The sequence below is a fragment of the Actinomycetospora sp. CA-084318 genome, from assembly GCF_050955885.1.
Taxonomy (GTDB): domain Bacteria; phylum Actinomycetota; class Actinomycetes; order Mycobacteriales; family Pseudonocardiaceae; genus Actinomycetospora.
In genome coordinates, this window is the sequence record NZ_CP192098.1 from 1713185 (window position 1) to 1732159 (window position 18975).

21 protein-coding genes are annotated in these 18975 nt (G+C 73.5%); 11 read left to right on the plus strand and 10 right to left on the minus strand.

Annotated elements, in window-relative coordinates; all coding sequences use genetic code 11:
- Positions 1-101 precede the first annotated feature (101 nt).
- The 3 genes from ACQPYX_RS08390 (at position 102) to ACQPYX_RS08400 (ending at position 3317) form a co-directional block, all read left to right on the plus strand.
- Positions 102-1256 (plus strand): amidohydrolase family protein, encoded by a 1155-nt coding sequence (locus tag ACQPYX_RS08390; protein ID WP_433802433.1) that lies wholly within the window; start codon positions 102-104, stop codon positions 1254-1256.
- Positions 1257-1296: 40 nt separating this feature from the next.
- Entirely contained in the window at positions 1297-2064 is a 768-nt protein-coding gene (locus ACQPYX_RS08395) for an SDR family oxidoreductase (protein WP_433802434.1), read from the plus strand.
- A gap of 77 nt (positions 2065-2141) precedes the next feature.
- Positions 2142-3317 (plus strand): MFS transporter, encoded by a 1176-nt coding sequence (locus ACQPYX_RS08400; RefSeq protein ID WP_433802435.1) that lies wholly within the window; start codon positions 2142-2144, stop codon positions 3315-3317.
- 3 nt (positions 3318-3320) lie between these two features.
- Here ACQPYX_RS08400 and ACQPYX_RS08405 read toward each other — a convergent pair whose 3' ends face one another.
- Genes ACQPYX_RS08405 through ACQPYX_RS08415 form a run of 3 tightly spaced genes read right to left on the minus strand, consistent with a single transcriptional unit; the run spans position 3321 to position 5388 of the window.
- A complete protein-coding gene (locus tag ACQPYX_RS08405; RefSeq protein ID WP_433802436.1) occupies positions 3321-4637 on the minus strand; it encodes an MFS transporter in 1317 nt (438 codons plus the stop codon).
- Positions 4638-4676: 39 nt separating this feature from the next.
- The gene (locus ACQPYX_RS08410) at positions 4677-5102 is read right to left on the minus strand and encodes a PPOX class F420-dependent oxidoreductase (RefSeq protein WP_433802437.1); all 426 of its coding nucleotides are present in this window, start codon (positions 5100-5102) and stop codon (positions 4677-4679) included.
- Positions 5103-5109: 7 nt separating this feature from the next.
- Positions 5110-5388 (minus strand): DUF6343 family protein, encoded by a 279-nt coding sequence (locus ACQPYX_RS08415; RefSeq protein WP_433802438.1) that lies wholly within the window; start codon positions 5386-5388, stop codon positions 5110-5112.
- A 109-nt stretch (positions 5389-5497) separates the two neighbouring features.
- Between ACQPYX_RS08415 and ACQPYX_RS08420 the strand changes: the two genes are divergently transcribed.
- Entirely contained in the window at positions 5498-5758 is a 261-nt protein-coding gene (locus ACQPYX_RS08420) for a helix-turn-helix transcriptional regulator (protein ID WP_433802439.1), read from the plus strand.
- Between the two features lie 841 nt (positions 5759-6599).
- Here ACQPYX_RS08420 and ACQPYX_RS08425 read toward each other — a convergent pair.
- Positions 6600-7334, minus strand: a complete 735-nt coding sequence (locus ACQPYX_RS08425) for an amino acid ABC transporter ATP-binding protein (protein WP_433802440.1) — start codon at positions 7332-7334, stop codon at positions 6600-6602.
- Positions 7331-8236, minus strand: a complete 906-nt coding sequence (locus ACQPYX_RS08430; protein WP_433802441.1) for an amino acid ABC transporter permease — start codon at positions 8234-8236, stop codon at positions 7331-7333. The genes ACQPYX_RS08425 and ACQPYX_RS08430 overlap by 4 nt, the downstream gene beginning before the upstream one ends.
- 318 nt (positions 8237-8554) lie before the next feature.
- Here ACQPYX_RS08430 and ACQPYX_RS08435 point away from each other — a divergent pair, with 318 nt between their 5' ends.
- From ACQPYX_RS08435 to ACQPYX_RS08465, 7 genes are all read left to right on the plus strand, one after another.
- The gene (locus tag ACQPYX_RS08435) at positions 8555-9457 is read left to right on the plus strand and encodes an ABC transporter substrate-binding protein (protein ID WP_433802442.1); all 903 of its coding nucleotides are present in this window, start codon (positions 8555-8557) and stop codon (positions 9455-9457) included.
- Positions 9458-9491: 34 nt separating this feature from the next.
- Entirely contained in the window at positions 9492-9692 is a 201-nt protein-coding gene (locus ACQPYX_RS08440) for a hypothetical protein (protein ID WP_433802443.1), read from the plus strand.
- Positions 9693-9963: 271 nt separating this feature from the next.
- Complete coding sequence (locus tag ACQPYX_RS08445) at positions 9964-11040, plus strand: ABC transporter substrate-binding protein (protein WP_433802444.1); 1077 nt, start codon at positions 9964-9966, stop codon at positions 11038-11040.
- A gap of 16 nt (positions 11041-11056) precedes the next feature.
- Positions 11057-11848 carry an ABC transporter ATP-binding protein gene (locus tag ACQPYX_RS08450; RefSeq protein ID WP_433802445.1) on the plus strand — a complete coding sequence of 264 codons (792 nt, stop codon included), beginning with the start codon at positions 11057-11059 and terminating at the stop codon, positions 11846-11848.
- Positions 11838-12713, plus strand: coding sequence for an ABC transporter permease (locus ACQPYX_RS08455; protein WP_433802446.1), 876 nt, complete (start codon positions 11838-11840; stop codon positions 12711-12713). Before ACQPYX_RS08450 ends, ACQPYX_RS08455 begins: the two co-directional genes overlap by 11 nt.
- Positions 12710-13642, plus strand: a complete 933-nt coding sequence (locus ACQPYX_RS08460; protein WP_433802447.1) for a hypothetical protein — start codon at positions 12710-12712, stop codon at positions 13640-13642. The genes ACQPYX_RS08455 and ACQPYX_RS08460 overlap by 4 nt, the downstream gene beginning before the upstream one ends.
- Positions 13643-13678: 36 nt before the next feature.
- Positions 13679-14116, plus strand: coding sequence for an SRPBCC family protein (locus ACQPYX_RS08465; protein WP_433802448.1), 438 nt, complete (start codon positions 13679-13681; stop codon positions 14114-14116).
- An 8-nt stretch (positions 14117-14124) separates the two neighbouring features.
- Here the strand turns inward: ACQPYX_RS08465 and ACQPYX_RS08470 are convergent, their stop codons facing one another.
- The 5 genes from ACQPYX_RS08470 to ACQPYX_RS08490 all read right to left on the minus strand — a co-directional run bounded on the left by ACQPYX_RS08470 (position 14125) and on the right by ACQPYX_RS08490 (position 18690).
- Positions 14125-14469 (minus strand): 4Fe-4S dicluster domain-containing protein, encoded by a 345-nt coding sequence (locus ACQPYX_RS08470; protein WP_433802449.1) that lies wholly within the window; start codon positions 14467-14469, stop codon positions 14125-14127.
- Complete coding sequence (locus tag ACQPYX_RS08475; protein WP_433802450.1) at positions 14466-15980, minus strand: FAD-dependent oxidoreductase; 1515 nt, start codon at positions 15978-15980, stop codon at positions 14466-14468. The genes ACQPYX_RS08470 and ACQPYX_RS08475 overlap by 4 nt, the downstream gene beginning before the upstream one ends.
- An 85-nt stretch (positions 15981-16065) precedes the next feature.
- A complete protein-coding gene (locus ACQPYX_RS08480; protein WP_433802451.1) occupies positions 16066-16548 on the minus strand; it encodes an OsmC family protein in 483 nt (160 codons plus the stop codon).
- Between the two features lie 495 nt (positions 16549-17043).
- On the minus strand, positions 17044-17535 hold the full coding sequence (locus tag ACQPYX_RS08485) for a hypothetical protein (protein WP_433802452.1): 492 nt from the start codon (positions 17533-17535) through the stop codon (positions 17044-17046).
- An 81-nt stretch (positions 17536-17616) separates the two neighbouring features.
- On the minus strand, positions 17617-18690 hold the full coding sequence (locus tag ACQPYX_RS08490) for an LLM class flavin-dependent oxidoreductase (protein WP_433802453.1): 1074 nt from the start codon (positions 18688-18690) through the stop codon (positions 17617-17619).
- Positions 18691-18975: the final 285 nt, after the last annotated feature.

The window sequence follows — 18975 nt, forward strand, 5'->3', positions numbered from 1 at the left end:
CGACAACCGTTGCATTGTGCACCTATTGAGCGCGGAGAGCATCTGTGACCTGCGTCCGACCCGGACGATCCGTGCGATCGGAGACGGCAGGGTGATCCGACGTGGAGCTCCTCAGCGGTCGCCGCGTGATCGTCGACGCGGAGCGTCCACCGCTGGACCACGCCGCGGTGCTGGTCGACGGGGGCGTGGTCGTCTCGGTGGGGCCGACGGCGGAGTTGGTGGCGGCCCACCCGGACGTCGCCCACCGGGCGTTCCCCGGGGCGACCGTGCTGCCGGGTCTGGTCAACGCCCACGTGCACCTGTCCTTCGACGTCACCGGCGACCCGGTCCCGGCCCTGCGCGACGCCGACCACGACGCGCTGCGGGCCACGATCCGGGCCAACGCGGCGGCGGTGCTCGCGGCGGGGATCACCACGGTCCGCGACCTCGGCGACCGCGACGGCCTCGTCGCCGCCCTGCGCGACGACGTCGCCTCCGGGGCGGTGCCCGGTCCGCGGGTCCTGACGGCAGGTGCGCCGCTGACCCCGCCGGGTGGGCACTGCTGGTTCCTCGGCGGCGTGGTCGGGCCCGACGACGTGGAGGCCGCGGTCGCGGCCCGGGCCGCGGCAGGGCTCGACGTCGTGAAGGTGATGGCGAGCGGCGGGATGATGACGCCCGCGGGCCCGGGCATCGCGGACACGCAGTTCGACCTGCCGACGCTGCAGCGCGTGGTGGCGGCCGCGCGGGAGGTCGGGCTGCCGGTGGCGGTGCACGCGCACGGCACGTCCTCGATCGCGATGGCCGCCCGGGCCGGTGCGGACACCATCGAGCACGCCGGTTGGTACGCCCCCGGCGGCGGCCGCGATCCCGACGACGCGGTGGCGGAGCTGGTCGCGGCGAGCGGGGCGGTGACGGTGCCGACGAAGTTCCGCGGATGGCCGGACTGGCCCGACCGCGAGGAGGCACGCGCGCGGCAGCGGTGGGCCGACGCGCACGGGATCCCGGTGCTCCTCGGGAACGACGCAGGAGCGGGTCAGGGCCGGTTCGACGACCTGCACGAGGCCATGACCTGGTACGTCGAGGTCGGGTGGACACCGGCGCAGGTGCTCGCGGCCACGACCTGCCGCTCGGCCGACGCGCTCGGCCTCGGCGAGGTGACCGGCCGGCTCCGGCCCGGCCTCGCGGCGGACCTGATCGTCGTCGACGGGGATCCACTCGCCGACGTCACGGCGCTCGCCCGGCTCCGTCTCGTGCATCCCGGTGATCGACGGGGATGATGCGGGCCGGCATCGGGGTCGATCCGACGGAGGAGAACCAGTGCAGCTGTTCGACCTGACCGGCAAGGTCGCCGTGGTCACCGGAGGGACCCGCGGCATCGGGATGATGATCGCCCGCGGCCTGCTCGACGCCGGGGCGCGCGTCTACATCAGCTCCCGCAAGGCCGCTGCCGGGGACGACGCGGTGCGCGAGCTCTCCCCGCACGGCGAGGTCGTGTCGATCCCCGCCGACGTCTCGACCGAGGGGCAGTGCAAGCACCTCGCGGCGCTCGTGGGGGAGCGGGAGTCCGCTGTGCACGTGCTGGTCAACAACGCCGGCGCCACCTGGGGCGCGCCGCTCGAGGAGTTCCCGGCCGAGGCGTGGGACAAGGTCCTCGACCTCAACCTCAAGGCTCCGTTCTTCCTGACGAGGGCCTTCCTCCCGCTCCTCGAGGCCTCCGGCTCCGCGGAGTGGACCGCCTCGGTGATCAACGTCGGCAGCATCGACGGCCTGCGGGTCACCGACCTCCCGACGTACCCGTACTCGGCCTCCAAGGCCGGCGTCCACCAGCTGACCCGGGTCCTCGCCGCCGAGCTCGGGGCGCGGAACATCCGCGTCAACGCGATCGCCCCGGGACCGTTCGAGTCGAAGATGATGGCCCAGACGCTCGCGGAGCGCGGCGACGAGATCGCGGCCCGCTCGGTGCTGAGCCGCATCGGGCGGCCCGACGACATGGCGGGCGCGGCGGTGTTCCTGGCCTCGCGGGCCTCGGCCTACGTCACGGGCGCGATCCTGCCGGTCGACGGGGGCATCTGGGCGGCGCACTAAGGTGCCTTCGGCCTGTGAGTAGTAATCCGTGCCAGGGCACGGATTACTACTCACGGGCCGCAGGCACCCTGGAGGGCGTGACGGGTGCGGTGACGGCGTACCGGGAGGTGCTCGCCCAGCCGGGCCTGCGGGCGCTCTACGCCGTCGGCTTCGCGGCCAGGCTGCCGCTGACCGCGACCGGTGTCGTGCTCACGCTGCACGTGGCCGTCGGGCTCGACCGGGGGTTCGCGGCGGCGGGCCTGGTCGGCGGCGCGGTCACGTTCGGGACGGTGCTGGGCGCGCCGCTGCTCGGGCGGCTCATCGACCGGTTCGGGCTGCGCCCGGTGCTCGTGCTGTGCGGGGTGTCCGAGGCCGTCTTCTGGGGCGTCGCGCCGATGCTCGACGTCGGGCCCCTCGCGGGCGCCGCCTTCGTCGCGGGCGTCCTCGCGCTCCCCGCGTTCCCCGTCGTGCGGCAGTCGCTCGGGGCGGTGGTGCCCGGGTCCCGACGACGACCGGCGTTCGCGCTGGACGCGATGTCGGCGGAGGTGTCGTTCATCGTGGGCCCGGCGGTCGGCACCGGGGCGGTGCTGGCGCTGTCGTCGACGGCCGCGCTGTGGTCGGTCGGCGCCGGCTTCGTGCTGGCCACGGCCGGGTTGTGGTGGCTCGACCCGCCGACCCGCGCCGACGACGAGCGCACGGACGCCCCCTCGATGCGCCACTGGCTGGGCGGACCCATGATCACCGCGTTGGCCGGAGCAGTGGCGGCGGTCCTGCTGCTGACGGCGACCGAGCTCGCCGTCGTCGCCGCACTCACCGCCCGCGGGGAGACCGGCTGGTTCGCGCTGGCCAACACGATGTGGTGCCTGGCGTCGTTGGTCGGCGGCTTCGTCTACGGCGTGGCCGCCCGGCCGCCGGCGCTCCCGACGCTGCTCGCCGCCCTCGCCGTCGGCACGGTCCCGGTGGCGTTCGGCGGGCCGTGGTGGCTGGTGACACTGCTCGTGGTCCCGGCCGGGGCGTTCTGTGCCCCGGCGCTGTCGTCCTCCGCGGAGGCGGTGGGGCGACTCGCGCCGGACGCCGCCCGCGGGGTCGCGACCGGCCTGCACGGCTCCGCGATCATGCTCGGTGCCGCACTGGCCCAACCGCTGACGGGCGTGCTGATCGACCGGGTGTCCCCGACGGCGGCGCTGCTGGCCGCCGTCGGGATCTGCCTCGTCGTGGCCGGGAGAGCGGCCCTCGCCCTCGGCGGACGCCGGGCGCCCGCTCCGTCGCCGTGAGTGTCAGACCTTGTCGGCGGCGAGATCGGTGTCGCGGGTCTCGCGGAAGCAGAACACGCACACCAGCAGGCTGATCAGCGCGGCGACGCTCGCGTAGGCGGCGACGGACAGGACCGTGCCCGTCGCCGCGACGAGCGCGGTGCCGACCAGCGGCGCGGTGCCGCCGAACAGGCCGTACGAGACGTTGAAGCCGATGCCGCTCGCGGTGGCCCGGACCCTCGTCGGGAAGAGCTCCGGGATCAGCACGGTCACCACGGCCGAGTTCAGCGACACCGGGATCATGAACAGCAGCTGCGCGGTCAGCGCGCTCGCGAACGTCCCGTCGTCGGCGATCGTGTAGGCGATGGCGGGGAGCACCACGTAGATCACCGCGGCCGTCAGGTGCACCGGCTTCCGCCCGACCACGTCGACCAGCAGCCCGGTGAACGGCAGCGTCACCAGCAGGGCACCGGTGGCGATCAGGCTCGTCGCGAAGGCCGCGTCGGAGTCGAGCCCGACGTCGTTGATGAGGTGCTGCGGCAGGTAGGTGATGACGCTGTAGGAGGACACCGACCCGCCGACCGTCATCCCGATGTAGAGCAGGATCGCCCGCCACTGCGTCCGCAGCGTCGTCCGGAGCGGCGTCGCCTCGACCGCACCCTGCTCGCGCCGGAACCGCTCGAACTCCGGGCTCTCCTCGACGGCGAGCCGGAGCACCAGGCCGAGTGCGCAGAGCGGGATCGCGACGAGGAACGGGATGCGCCAGCCCCAGGTGGCGAGCTGTTCGTCGGAGAGGGTCGCCGTCAGCAGCGTCGCCATCGCCGCGCCCGACATCAGCCCGAGGTAGACCCCGAGCGACGCGAAGCTCGCGAAGAACCCCCGCCGGTGGGCCGGGGCGTGCTCGACCATGAACCCCACCGCGCCGGAGTACTCGCCGCCCGCCGCCAGGCCCTGCAGCATCCGCAGGACGAGCAGGAGGATCGGGGCCGCGATCCCCGCGCTCGCGTAGGTCGGGAGCGCCCCGATCAGTCCGGTGAACACGCCGATCAGCAGCACCGTGAGCGAGAGCATCGCCCGCCGGCCGAGGCGGTCGCCGACGACGCCGAAGAGCGCTCCGCCCACCGGCCGCATGACGAACGAGATCGCGTAGATCCCGTAGGTCGCGAGCAGCCCGGCCACCGGGTTCTCGTCGGGGAAGAACAGCGGGGCGAGGATCGGCGCGAGGTAGCCGTAGACGCCGAAGTCGTACTGCTCGACGTAGTTGCCGATGCTGCTCGCCAGCACGGCCCGCCGGGACGGCTTCCCGACGGCGGGTGTGGCCGGGTCGGTGCTGATGCTCACGAAGGATCAGGGTGAAGCCCTCGTGAGGTGCGCGCACGGTCAGATGCTGTCGCCGTAGACCTTCGCGACCGTCATCGTCATGAGCACCCGACGGTCCGCGACCATCGTGGCCCGGTACTCGTCCCAGTCCGGGTGCTCGCCCGCGGCGGCGCGGTAGTAGGCGACGAGCGCCTCGACCTCGGGTCCGTGCGGGTCGGTGCCCGGCCCGACGAGCGTGACCGGCCCCTCCGCGGTGGCCCACGACCGGCCATCGGCGGCGGTCACCTCCACCGCCGCTCGCGGGTCGCGGCGCAGGTTGGCCGTCTTCGCCCGGCCCTCGGTCATCGAGACCTGCAGGGTGCCGGCGTCGGGGTCGTAGAAGGGCTGGACGGGCGAGAGCTGGGGGAGCCCGTCGCGCTTCAGCGTGGCGAGGACCCCGAGGCGGCTGGCGGCGAGAAGGGCATGGTGGGCGCGCTGGTCGGCCATGCCCCGATCATCCCGGCTCGCCGCGGCGCTTGCGGTGGATCACCCAGCCCAGGTCCACCAGGCAGACCACCCCGACGACGACGAAGGCGACGGCTGCCCACGTCAGGCCGAGCCAGGCCATCACGACGACGCCCGCGACGCAGGAGAGCAGGCCGAAGGCGGCGAGGACGGCGCGCAGGGTGAGCGCCGAGTACGCCGGGGCGGCGCCACCGATGCCGCCGAGGGGGTCGTGGTGGTCCGGAAGGCCGCGTTCGTACTCCGCACGCGTGCGCTGCTGTCGTGCCATCGGCCCGGATTGCCGGTGGGGCGGGTCGCGCACGCGTGTCGTCGCCGGGCATCGGGCAGTCCTCCGGGTCATGAGCAGGATCGACCGCGAGCGCTGCGACACGCTTGTCATGGCTGCCCTCGAGGCGTCGCCCCGGACCGGCGAGGAGATCCTCGATCACCTCGCGCGCACCGCGCGCCGGACGCCCCGCCCGTCCGTGCGCCAGCTGTGGACCTCGCTGCACCGCCTGGAGCGCAACCGCCTGCTGCGGCGGGTCGTCGGCGACCGTCGCCGCTTCCGCCTCACCGACACCGGCGAGCGGGTGCTGCACGCGCGGGTCGCCGCTGTGCAGGCGTACGGGTCGGCGTTGGAGCTGGTCACGACGTCATGACGAATGCCCGGTTGCGCCACGCACACGGTCGGCGGGCGCGACCCGTGGCCGGCGCCGCGTTGCTCGCGCACACGGCTGGCGGGCGTGACCCGTGGCAGGCGCCGCGTTGCGCGGCGCACACGGTCGGCGGGCGTGACCCGTGGCCGGCGCCGCGTTGCGCGGCGCACACGGTCGGCGGGCGTGACTCGTGGCCGGCGCCGCGTTGCGGGACGCACACGGCTGGCGGGCGTGACCCCTGGCCGGCGCCGCGTTGCGCCACGCACACGGTCGGCGGGCGTGACACGTGGCTGGCGCCGCGTTGCGCGGCGCACACGGCTGGCGGGCGTGGCACGTGGCCCGATCCGCATTGCGCGGCGCACACGCTCGGCCCCGCGATTGGCACGCGCGCACTTTGTCGCGGGCCCCGGCGCCCGGCGGCGCGCCCCGTCGCGCGGATTCACTGCGACTAAGGACAGGGCGCCGCCGCGGGACACCGCGACAGGATGCGGCCGTCGCCCGACAGCGCGGGGTCCTGCCACAGCACTCGACCGATGCGTCGCGCAACGTGGCGCCACAGCGGGTTGCCTCGGCCTGACCGTGCGCGTCGCGCAACGTGGTGCTGAGGCAAGCCGCCCCGGCTGACGTGTGCGTCGCGCAACGTGGCGCCACAGCGAATTGCCTCGGCCTGACCGTGTGCGTCGCGCAACGCGGTGCCGCAGCGGGTCGCCCCGGCCTGACCGTGTGCGTCGCGCAACGCGGTGCCGCAGCGGGTCGCCCCGGCCTGACCGTGTGCGTCGCGCAACGCGGTGCTGGAGCGGGTCGCCCCGGCCTGACCGTGTGCGTCGCGCAAGGCGGCGCCCGCCTACGCCACCCGCACCGACCGGTCGTCGAGAACCTCGGACGGCGGACCGGAGCGCTCGATCCGGCCGTCGCGGAGCACCACCACGGTGTCGGCCACCTCGCGGGCGAAGGCGATCTCGTGCGTGACCACGACCATCGTCGTGCCGCGCGCGGCGAGGTCGCGCAGCACCTCGAGCACCTCACCGACGAGGGCGGGGTCGAGGGCGGAGGTCGGCTCGTCGAAGAGCATCAGCGTCGGTTCCATGGCGAGCGCCCGGGCGATCGCCACCCGCTGCTGCTGGCCGCCCGAGAGCTGCCGCGGGTAGGCGTCCTCGCGGCCCTCGAGACCCACGCGCGCGAGCAGCGCCCGCCCCCGCTCCACCGCCTCGCGCCGCGGTACCCCGAGCACCCCGATCGGTGCCTCGACGATGTTGCCGAGCGCCGTCATGTGCCCGAACAGCTGGAACTGCTGGAACACCATCCCGATGCGCCGACGCTGCGCGGCGATCGTGCGTTCGGGCAACTCGCGCAGTACGTCGCCGTCGCGCCGGTAGGCGACGAGCGACCCGTCGACCGAGATCGTGCCGGCGTCGGGGGTCTCGAGGTGGTTGATGCAGCGCAGCAGGGTCGACTTGCCCGACCCGCTGGGACCGACGAGCACCGTCACCGATCCTGCCTCGACCGACAGGTCCACGCCGTCGAGCACGGTCGTCCCGGCGAACGCCTTCGTCAGGCCGCGGATCTCCAGCAGGCTCACGAGTTCCACCTCCGCAGTCGCTGCAGGGGCGTGGGCGGCAGCGTCCGCTCCGCGCCGCGCGCGTAGTACCGCTCCACGTAGTACTGGCCGACCGACAGGATCGACGTCAGGACCACGTACCAGACCGTCGCCACCAGCAGGAGCGGGATGATCTCGTAGGTGCGGTTGTAGATCGTCTGCACCGAGTACAGCAGGTCGGTCACCGCGATCACGGAGACGATCGAGGTGCCCTTCAGCGTCCCGATCACCATGTTCCCGGTGGCCGGGATGATTGAGCGCATCGCCTGCGGCAGCACGATCCGGCGCAGGACGCGGGCGCGGGTCATGCCGAGCGAGACGGCCGCCTCGGACTGCCCGGCGTCGACCGAGAGGATGCCGCCGCGCACGATCTCCGCGGCGTACGCGGCCTCGTGCAGGATCAGCCCGAGCAGGGCCGCGACCAGCACGCTGATCAGGTCAACCGACTCGACCGAGAAGAACGTCGGGCCGAACGGGATCCCCAGCGAGAGCTGCGGGTACAGGGCGCCGACGTTGTACCAGAACAGCAGTTGCACGAGCAGCGGCGTCGAGCGGAACAGCCACACGTAGGCCCAGCTGACCGAGGACAGCACCGGGTTGCCGGACAGCCGCATCGCGGCGAGCCCGATCCCCAGCAGGAAGCCGACGACGGTCGTCGCGAACGTGAGCAGCAGCGTCGTCGCCAACCCACGCAGCACCGACGGGGTGAGGACGTACTGCGCGACGGTGCCCCAGCCGAACGCCGGGTTCAGCGCGACCGAGCGCAGTGCCCACACGACGAGCACGAGGACGACGGCGGCCCAGACCCAGCGCCCGACGTGGCGGGAGCCGACGGTCCGCGGCGGGGAGGCGGGTGGGGCTTCGGGTGCGACGAGGGACGTCATCGGGTCACTCCGGACACGAGAGGATCACGGGAGATGCCGGCGTCCCTCAACGCAGACGGGAAGGACCGTACGTCGGCGACACACCCGGCGTCGAGTCCGGCGCGCACGGTCACACCGAGCTTGACCGCGCCCGGTGCGGGTGGTTCCGTCATCGCATGGCACCCGGCGTCACGCTCGTCTCGCGTGAGCACGTCGACCTGTGCCGCTGCTGGTCCGCCGCCTGTCGCTGAGCCTCCGCCCAGCCGCCGTCGCAGCGGACCCACCCCTCGTCGCAGATCTGCGTCGGGTCCTCCTGCGGCTCTCCCGACAGGACCTCCCATGCCCCGTGCCGTGCTGCTCGCCGCACTCGCCCTGGTCGGCGGGCTGCTCGCGGGCTGCGCGTCCCCGCTCGACGACGCCGACGCCGGCGTCCCCCGCGAGGACGTCACCTCCGCGGTCACCGTCGACCCGGCGGCGCGCGGACTCCTGCCCGCCGCGATCGCGCAGGAGGGCGTCCTCTCGGTCGGCGCCAGCGTGAACGCGCCCCCGACCGCGTTCCACCTCGCCGACGGGATGACGACGACGGGGCAGGACATCGACATGACCGAGGCCGTCGCCCGCACGCTCGGCCTGCGCGTGCAGCGCACCGAGTCCACCTTCGACGGCATCGTGCCCGGCCTGACCAGCGGGAAGTTCGACGTCGGCACCGGCAACTTCGCGGTCACCGAGGCCCGCAAGAAGCGGGTCAGCTTCGTCACCTACATCAACGACGGGCAGGCCTTCGCCGTCCGCGCCGACGATCCGCAGCCGCCGATCACCGACCTCGTGCAGCTCTGCGGACGCACCGTCTCGGTGCTCACCGGCTCGACCTTCGAGTCCAGCCTCGCGAAGGCCCAGCCGCGATGTCAGCAGGCGGGTCGCCCGGCCGTCGAGGTCCGCAGCTACCCCGACGCCGCGACGTCGGGTCTCGCGCTCGCCCAGCGGCGGGCCGACGTCACGATGAGCACGATCAACGGCCTGCGCTATCTCGTCGGCCAGCAGCCCCGGCTGCGGTTCGTCAACGAGTACCGCCGGCTCGACGTCGGGTTCGCCCTGGCGAAGGACTCCCCGCTGATCCCGGCGATGCAGGCCGCCGTCACCCGGCTCATGGCCGACGGCACCTACGCCCGGATCCTCGCCAAGTGGGGCACGTCGCCGTCCGCACTGCGCACCTCCCAGGTCGACCCGCCCGAACCGGCCTGACCTCTTCCTCCAGCTCGAGCACCAGGAGACACCTGTGCCCTTCACCCCTCGTGGCGCCGCCGTCGCCTCGTTCCTGACCCATCTCGACGCCGTCGTCCAGCGCGAGGTGTCGGCGGTCGACGCCGGCGCCGGACGCTGGGAGATCGAGGCCGAGCGGATCGCCGCCGAGGTGGCCGGTTCGCTCGCCCTGCTGCGGACCGAACTGCAGCGCCACCGCACCGCGTTCGCGGACTGAGCCGGTGAGTCACGGACGTCACGTCGGTGGCCCCCACGGACGGGTCATGGCAGGCTTGCCTCTCGTGACCGCAGCTGCCGACGTGCGTCTCGTGGCCCGCCGCCACGTGGACTACGGCCGCGTCTACAGCTGCGCCTGTCTCTTCTCCTGACGCACCCCGCTCGGTCCGGCCGTCGGTCTCCCGACGGCGGGTCGAACGTGGGTCGAGCGCGCCGGTCCGCCCGCCCGCCGACCTCGCCCGTCGCGAGGCCACCCCAGGAGAACCCCACCCGTGATCCGTCACCATCGACGGCTGCTGCCCGCCGTCGTCGCCCTCGCCGCCGCGCTGCTCGTCCTCAGCGGCTGCACCCGGGCCCAGGAGTCGTCGAGCGCCCCCGCCGCGGACGCCGGCCCCGCCCCCGAGCTGCGTCTCGGGTACTTCCCGAACATCACCCACGCGCCCGCCCTGATCGGCGTGCAGAACGGCCTGTTCGCCCAGCAGCTCGGCGCGACGAAGCTGTCGACGCAGACGTTCAACGCCGGGCCGGAGGAGACGAGCGCGCTGTTCGGCAACTCGATCGACGTCGGCTTCATCGGCTCGGGCCCCGCGATCAACGCCTACAAGCAGAACCCCGAGGGCGTGCGGATCATCGCCGGTGCGACCAGCGGCGGCGCGCAGCTCGTCGTGCGTCCCGGCATCACGAGCCCGCAGCAGCTGCTCGGGAAGAAGATCGCCACCCCGCAGCTCGCGAACACGCAGGACATCGCGCTGAAGAAGTGGCTGAAGGACAACAACCTGCCCACCGGCACGGGTCCCGGCGCCGTCGAGGTCGTCAACATCGACAACGCCCGCGCGCTCGACGCCTACCGGACCGGCCAGCTCGACGGCGGGTGGCTGCCCGAGCCGTTCGCATCCCGCTTCGTGCTCGAGGGCGGCGCCACGCCGTTGCTCGACGAGAAGACGCTGTGGCCGAACGGGCAGTTCCCGACGACGGTCGTCATCGCCCGCACCGACTACGTGCAGCAGCACCCGACCACCGTCGCCGCGTTCCTCAAGGGCCTCGTCGCCGCCGAGGACCTGGCGCGGACCGACCCGAACGCGGCGAAGGCGGCCGCCAACGCGGGACTCGGGGCCGCGGGCAGCAAGCCGCTCGCGCAGAACGTGCTCGACCGCGCGTGGAGTGACGTGTCGCTGAACCCCGACCCGCTCGCGTCGACGTTCCCGACCCTCGCGCAGAACGCCGTGACCGCCGGGACCGCGCAGTCGGCCACCGACGTCCAGGGGCTCTTCGCCCTCGGCCCGCTCAACGAGGCACTGCAGGCCGCCGGCCGACCGACCGTCGACCCGGCCGGGCTCGACACCAAGTAAGTCCGGAGGGACCACCATGACCGCCACGCTCGAGCGCCCCGCACCGGAACCGCGCACCGGCCCGCCCGCCCTGGACGTCCGCGGCGTCTCCAAGGTCTTCGGGACCGGCCAGGACGCCGTCGTCGCCCTGGACGGTGTCGACCTGTCGGTCGCGCCGGGGGAGTTCGTGTGCCTCCTCGGGGCCTCGGGCTGCGGCAAGTCGACGCTGCTCAACCTCGCGGCGGGGCTCGACCGGCCGACCAGCGGCACGGTCGAGACCACTGCGGACCGGCCCGCCGTGATGTTCCAGGAGGCAGCCCTGCTGCCGTGGCTGGACGCGGGCCGCAACGTCGAGCTGCCGCTGCGGCTGGCCGGGGTCGGGCGGGCGCAGCGACGGGAGCGCGCGCAGGAGCTGCTCGCCCTCGTGCGGCTGGAGGGCCAGGCGGACAAGCGGCCGCACGAGCTCTCCGGCGGCATGCGCCAGCGCGTCGCCCTCGCCCGCGCCCTCGCGGCGGCCACCGGCACCGGCGTGGTCGGGGAGCCGGGCGTCCTGCTCATGGACGAGCCGTTCGGCGCGCTCGACGCGATCACCCGCGACGTCCTGCAGGCCGAGCTGCTGCGCGTCTGGGAGGCGACCGGCACCACCGTGCTGTTCGTGACCCACGACGTGCGCGAGTCGGTGCGGCTGGCCGAGCGTGTGGTCCTGCTGTCCTCGCGGCCCGGCCGCGTGGTCCGCGAGTGGGCCACCGCCGGATCCGACGACGCCGAGGAGCTGCACGGCGACATCACCGGCGAGCTGCGCGAGGTGATCTCCGCGCATGCCCGCTGAGACGACCGCCGACGACTCGGTCGACGTCGGGCGGGGGCTGGACGCCCTCGACACGCCCACCGAGCAGCGGACGCCCCGGTGGAAGCGCTTCCTCACCGGGGTCGTCCCGCCGATCGTCGCGGTGGTGCTGTTCGTCGTCGTCTGGCAGATCCTGTGGGCGTCCGCGATCTGGCCGGAGTTCAAGCTGCCCGCCCCCGGCGCGGTGTTCGGCCAGATCGGCGCTCAGTTCGCCGACGGTCAGGCGCTGTCGATCATCTGGACGTCGATCAGTCGCGCGGTGCTCGGCTTCCTGCTCGCCGTGGTGATCGCGACCCCGATCGGCCTGGTCGTGGCCACCGTGCCGCTGGTCCGCTCGGCGATCGGCCCGATCCTCACCGGCCTGCAGAGCCTGCCGTCGGTGGCGTGGGTGCCGGCCGCGGTCCTGTGGTTCGGCCTGAACGACCAGACCATCTACTTCGTCGTCCTCATGGGTGCGGTGCCCTCGATCGCGAACGGTCTGGTGTCCGGCATCGACCAGGTGCCGCCGCTGCTGCCGCGGGTCGGGTTCGCGATGGGGGCCTCCCGGTCGCAGTCCGCGCGGCTGATCATGCTGCCCGCAGCCCTGCCCGGGTTCCTGGGCGGTCTCAAGCAGGGCTGGGCGTTCGCCTGGCGCTCGCTCATGGCGGCCGAGATCATCGCGACGTCGCCGAGCCTCGGCTTCGGGCTCGGCGCCTACCTCAACCAGGGCCAGTCGCTCTCGGACATGCCGTCGGTGATGGCGGCGATCCTGCTGATCCTGATCGTCGGCATCGGGGTCGAGCTGATCTTCTTCCGCCCGGCGGAGCTGCGCGTCCTGCGGGCCCGCGGCCTCGCGACGGGCCCGTGAGGCTCCACCCGACCGGCGTTCCGCTGCCCGACGGCGCCGCGGCCGCCGTCGTCGTGCCCCCGCCCGACGACGGCCCCGGAACGTGGGCCGGTGCGCCGAGCGCGCTGCGCCACGACGGCGCGGTGTACCTCGCCTACCGGCTGCGCCGCCCGGAGGGCGAGGGCCGCGGCTACGCCGTCGTCGTGGCCCGCTCGGACGACGGCGTGAGCTTCGAGGTGCTCGCGGTCGTCGAGAAGGAGCGGTTCGGGGCGGAGTCACTGGAGCGTCCCGCGCTCGTCGTGACGCCCGCAGGACGCTGGCGGCTGTACGTCAGCTGCGCGACGGCGGGGACGAAGCACTGGTGGGTCGAACTGCTCGAGGCCGACACCCCCGAGGGGCTCGCGGACGCGCCGTCGGTGACGGTGCTGCCCGGCTCCGAGGAGCTCGCCGTCAAGGACCCCGTGGTGCAGTCGCACGGCGGGCAGTGGCACCTGTGGGCCTCGGTCCACCCGCTCGACGACCCGGACGCCACCGACCGGATGACCACCCGGTACGCCACGAGCCCCGACGGCCTGACCTGGACCTGGCAGGGCACCGCGCTCGCGCCGCGGCCGGGGGAGTGGGACGCGCGCGGGGTGCGGATCAGCACGGTCGTCGACCTCGGCGATCACCTCGTCGCCCTCTACGACGGCCGCGCCACGGCGAATGAGAACTGGGAGGAACGGACCGGGGTCGCGGTCCCCGTCGCGGACGGCCGGTTCGGGTGCTTCCGGGCCGAGGGCTCCGGCCCCGCGGCGGAATCCCCGGACGCCCCGGGCCGAGGACTCCGCTACGTCCACGTGCTGCCGCTGCCCGGGGGCGCGTACCGCCTGTACTACGAGGTGACCCGGTCCGACGGCTCCCACGAACTGCGGACCGAGACCATCCCCTCGGGCGCCCCGGAGCTATAGCGTGATCCTCCGGTCACCCAACCAGGAGGAGTCCTCGTGCCGCGCCCGTACGCCAGTGGAGTCGTCGCCGCCCCCGTCGAGAAGGTCTGGGCGCAGCTGCGCGCGTTCAACGACCTGCCGTCGTGGCACCCGGCCCTGAGCCGCAGCGAGCTCGTCGAGGGCGTCGACGGTCAGGTCGGGGCGGTGCGCCGGCTGACGATGGCGGCCGGCGGGGACCCGTTCGACGAGCGTCTGGTCACCCTCGACGACACGATCCGCACCTTCACCTACACCTTCGACGGCGCGAACCCGTTCGGGGTCCGGCGTTACCTGTCGACGGTGCGGGTCTGCCCGATCACCGACACCGGCGAGACCTTCGTCGAGTGGTGGGCGGAGTACGACGCCGACGCCGCCCAGGAGGAGGAGCTGAACCGGACGTTCGCCGACGGCGTGTTCGCCACCGGGATCAAGGAGCTGCGCGACAAGCTCGCCTGACGGCGGGGTCACACGAGCGGCGGCCCGGGTGGGTCGCCGGGCTCGTGGATGAGCGGCGGTCCGATCGCCACGCGCGCGCCCGGGGTGCGGCCGTGACCCCACCCCAGGGCGGCGCGGTAGCTCCCGAGGGGCACCTCGTCCTCGGCCGGCGGGGTCGGCAGCGGCGTGCGCTCGGCCGCGACCCAGAGCGCGTCGACCGGGCACCAGGCCTCGCACAGGAAGCAGGTCTGGCAGTCGCCCTGGCGCGCGACGACCGGGACGGCGCCGGGGACCCGGTCGAAGACGTCGGTGGGGCAGACGTCGACGCACCGGTCGCACCCGATGCAGCGCGTGGTGGACAGCAGCTCGATCACGCGGCCACCCACACCTCGTCGAGGCCGCCGACCGGGATCCGGCGCTGCCAGCCGGGATCGGTGCCCGGGCGGTCCTCCCGCTTGTGCATCCCGCGCGACTCGTCCCGGGCCAGGGCGGCGGTGTACATCCACCGGGCGACCGCCGTCATCGCGGCGGCCTCGCGCACGCGCCACGACCCGCCGTCGAGACCCTCGCGGACCGTCGCCCAGACGTCGTCGAGCCGCTCCAGGGCGGGGCGCAACCGGTCGCCGTGGCGGATCAGGTTCCTGTCATAGGGCAGGACCTCCGCCTGTACCGCGGCCACGACGTCGCGCGCCGGTGTGCGTCCGGGCCCGACCGCAGCATGGCTCGTCGTCGGGACGGGCCTGGAGCGGGCGAGGGCGTGGGCGGCCGCTGCCCGCCCGGCCCAGCTGCCCGACGACAACGCCCAGGCGGCGTTGTGGCTGCCGCCGCCGGTGAAGCCGCCGCAGATGTCCTCGCGGCTGGTGACGTCGCCCGCGGCGTAGAGACCGGGGACGCCGGTGGCGCAGTCGGGCGAGGTGAGCGCGATGCCGCCGGTGCCGCGGACCGTGCCCTCGGCGATGAGCGTGATCTCGAACAGGTCGCGGAAGGGGTCGAGACCGGCCCGGTCGAAGGGCAGGAAGAAGTTGGATTGGCCGCGTCGCATGGCGGCCTGCTCGGCGGGGCCGGCGTGGTCGAGGCGGCAGAGGACCGGCTCGTCGAGCAGCGTCCGGGCGATCACCGACCGGCCGCGGGTGCTGCCCGCGCCCTCGAGGACCGTGCCGTCGGCGCGGTAGAAGCTCGCGTAGCTGTAGTAGGCGGTCTTGGTCACCGAGCTGTGCACCGGAGCGATCGCGTAGGCGTTGGAGAACTCCATGCCCGAGAGGTGCGCGCCGACCTCGACCGCCGCGAGCGCGCCGTCGCCGGTGTCGACGTCGCAGCCCAGCGCGCCACTGCCGAAGGCGCAGCCGCCGGTCGCGAGCACCACCGCACCCGCCCGTACGCGGTAGTCCTCGTGTTCCTGACGACGGGTGCCCGCGGCCCCCGCGACGTGGCCGTCGGCGCTGGTGAGCAGGCCGGTGAGGGGGGAGTGGTCGAGGATGCGGACCCCGGCGCGGCGGACCAGTGCGCGCATCCGCCGCATGTACTCCGGCCCCTGCACGCCCCGGCGGATCTCGCGGCCCTCGTCGTCGCGGGGGAAGGGGTAGCGGCCGCGGTCGGCGAGCTCGTCGACGCCCGCGTGGGTCTCGTCGAGGACGCGGGCCATCCAGCCGCGGTCCGACAGGTACCCGCCCAGACCCTCGCGGGCGGCCATCGCGGTCTCGCGGGCCTCCGGGTCGGGGTCGACGTACCAGATGCTCGTGCCCGACGCGGCCGTCGCGCCGCTTGCCCCGCACCAGCCCTTGTCGACCAGCACCACGTCGGCCCCGGCGTCGGCGGCCCGCAGCGCCGCCCACGTGCCGGCGGGACCGCCCCCGGCGACCAGGACGTCGGCGTCGAGTTCGAGCACGGGCATCTCCTTCACGACGACGAGGCGCGAACGGGCCGCTCGTCACGGTCGATCCTGACGAGCGGCCCGTTCGTGGGGGTCGGGATCAGACGTTCGCGGTCGCCTCGACGCGCGTCCAGGTGTTCTCGAACTCGAGACCGCTGCGCTTGAACAGCTGCGTGACGGGGCAGCGGCGCTCGGTCTCGGACACGAGCTGGGCGAACTGCTCCTCCGTGGCGTCGGTCTCGATCGTCGCGCGCACCTCGACGCGGTCGAAGTTCGCGTTGCCCTCGGCGCCGCCGACGAGCACGGCCGTGTCGAGGTCACCGACGATGTCGAAGGTCCAGTTCGTCACCGTGATGCCCAGGTCCTTCGCGACGAGGCTGCCGGTCACCTGGTTGCACGAGGTCAGGGCGCCGAGTGCGTAGAACAGCGGGCTCGGGGCGGAGTCCTGGCCGCCGAACGCGGGGTAGGCGTCGGTGTGGAAGACGTGGCCGCCCTCGCCGCCGGCGGTGAGGGTCTGGTAGACGCCGGTGCCCTCGCCGTGGACGGCGAACGGGACGACGGTCTCCTTGGGCTTGATGGCCATGCTGGTGTCTCTCCTGGAGGGTTCGGACGTATCCCGGCCCACGCGGACCGGGGTGCTGGCGGCGCGCGTCGGGGAGGACGTACGCGCGGCGGGGACGGCGGGTTCGACCGCCGGGGTGTGACGTGCTCAGACGAGCGCGGCGGCGGGGCGACAGCCCATCGCCGGCACACGGCACAGGTCGACGTGCAGACGACGCACGAGATCCCGACCCATGCGCTCAGTCAACCAGTGGGGCGCAACCGATGTCGAGGCCGTACACAGGTCTGTCACACCGAATAGCGGTCCGGGACCTCGGCCGATGTCACACGTTCGCCAACGATCGAAGGCTCCAGGTCGCCGCGCGAGAAGGCCGACCGCTCCCGCGTCGTCGAGCGGTCTCGGACTCGTGTGCCGGAAGTGCAGCAGTCGGTTGACCCTGGACGTGCTCATGCCGGTACGTCAGCGAGGCACCACCTGGTAGCGGCTCATGTGGCCCGCCGTGCTGGCGTGCAGGCCTCACGCGGCCTCGCCCGCCCGGTGCTGCTCACGTCGACGGCGCTCCACCGCCGCTGCCGCTGCGGGGGCTCTGCGATCGACGCTCCGGATCACCCGCTCCTTCTCCAGGTAGAGAACTTCCGGATTCCGGTTGTGCGGCCCCCACCCGACCGAAGGGCTGACCACCAGTAACGCGCCCTCAGGCCAGGAGTCGTGCCAGAACCAGGTGTCCTGCTGACTTCCGGAGTCCATCCACCGCACGAAGGCCTTCGAGCCGCGCCGGGCGCGCTGGTATGTCCGTCCGACCTCGATGACGGCGAGTTCCGGTCGTGACCGGATGAGGTGTCCAACACGGAGCCACTCGGCAGCGAGAGTCTCTTCGAGAGCACGTTGCCTGTCGACTCGTGCGGAACCGAGGGATCGATCGCCGATCCGCATGGTGATGAGAGCGAACAAGCAGCCGATGCCTGCGAGGAGCGCGAACAGGACGATCGCGACAAGAAGAGAGTCCACGGTCTGTCCTCCCTCTTCCGTGTCACGATCCTCACTACCGGATCTCGGAGGGAGTGGAGGTCTCGAAGGGGAAACATTCGGTCAGCGCAGCAACGGGAGCACGCCCTCGCCGAACTGATAGGCCTCCTCGAGGTGCGGGTAGCCGGACATGACGAACTCGTCGATCCCCAGCTCGTGGTACTCCGCGATGCGTTCGGCGACCTGCTCGTGGCTCCCCACCAGCGCCGTCCCCGCCCCGCCGCGGACCAGCCCGACCCCGGCCCACAGGTTCGGGCTGATCTCCAACGAGTCGGTGGACCCGCCGTGCAGGGCGAGCATCCGCTGCTGCCCGACCGACTGGCTGGTGCGCAGCGCGGCCTGCGCGCGCTCGATCGCCGCGGGGTCGAGGGCGTCGAGCATGCGCTGCGCCTGCGCCCACGCCTCCTCGGCGGTGTCGCGGGTGATCACGTGCAGGCGGATGCCGAACCGGATCGGCCGTCCGAGCTCGTCGGCCAGCTTGCGGACCCGACCGATCTTCTCGGCGACGCCCGTCGGCGGCTCGCCCCACGTCAGGTACACGTCCGCGTGCCGGGCCGCGACCGGCAGGGCGGCGTCCGAGGACCCGCCGAAGTAGATCGGCGGCGTCGGGTCCGGTGGGGCGTAGGTGGAGGCCCCGACGACGCGGTAGTGCTCACCGTCGACGTCGAACGGCTCCGCGCCCCAGGCACCCCGCAGCACCGTCAGGAACTCGTCGGTGCGGGCGTAGCGGGCGTCGTGGTCGGCCCAGTCGCCGAAGCGCTGCTGCTCGACGGCGTCGCCGCCGGTGACGATGTTGAGCATCAGCCGGCCGTCGGAGATGCGCTGGTAGGTCGACGCCTGCTGCGCCGCGAGGGTGGGGGAGATGACGCCGGGCCGGAAGGCGACGAGGTAGCGCAACCGCCGGGTCTCCCGGAGCAGGGCCGCCGTCGTGATCCAGGCGTCCTCGCAGAACGACCCGGTGGGCGTGAGCACCCCGACGAAGCCCAGGTGCTCGGCGGCCCGCGCGACCTGGGCGAGGTAGTCGATGTCGGCGCCGCGCGAGGCGTCGCCGATGTCGCCGCGGTCGGCGTGGCGACGCGCGACGATGCCGCGCGCGTCCCCGGAGGTCGGCAGGAACCAGTGCGGGACGATGGTCATGGTGTGCGCTCCGCGCAGGTGATGGGGCGACGACGGTCGGCGGGTCTACCGACAGGTCGTCGCGTCGAGGCGCATGAGGTCCACGTGGCGACGCCACGTCAGGAACCAGCCCCGGAGCATGTCTGCGATCGTGCGGAACCGGCCGGGGTCCTGCAACCCGAGAGGTGCGCCCCGCGGCCGGAGATCAGCGAGCACCCTCGGTGCTCGGGCCGGGCCCGGGACCACCGAGGGTGCTCGTCGAACACGACGAGAGCCCGGCTCCACCTGGGGTGGGGCCGGGCTCCG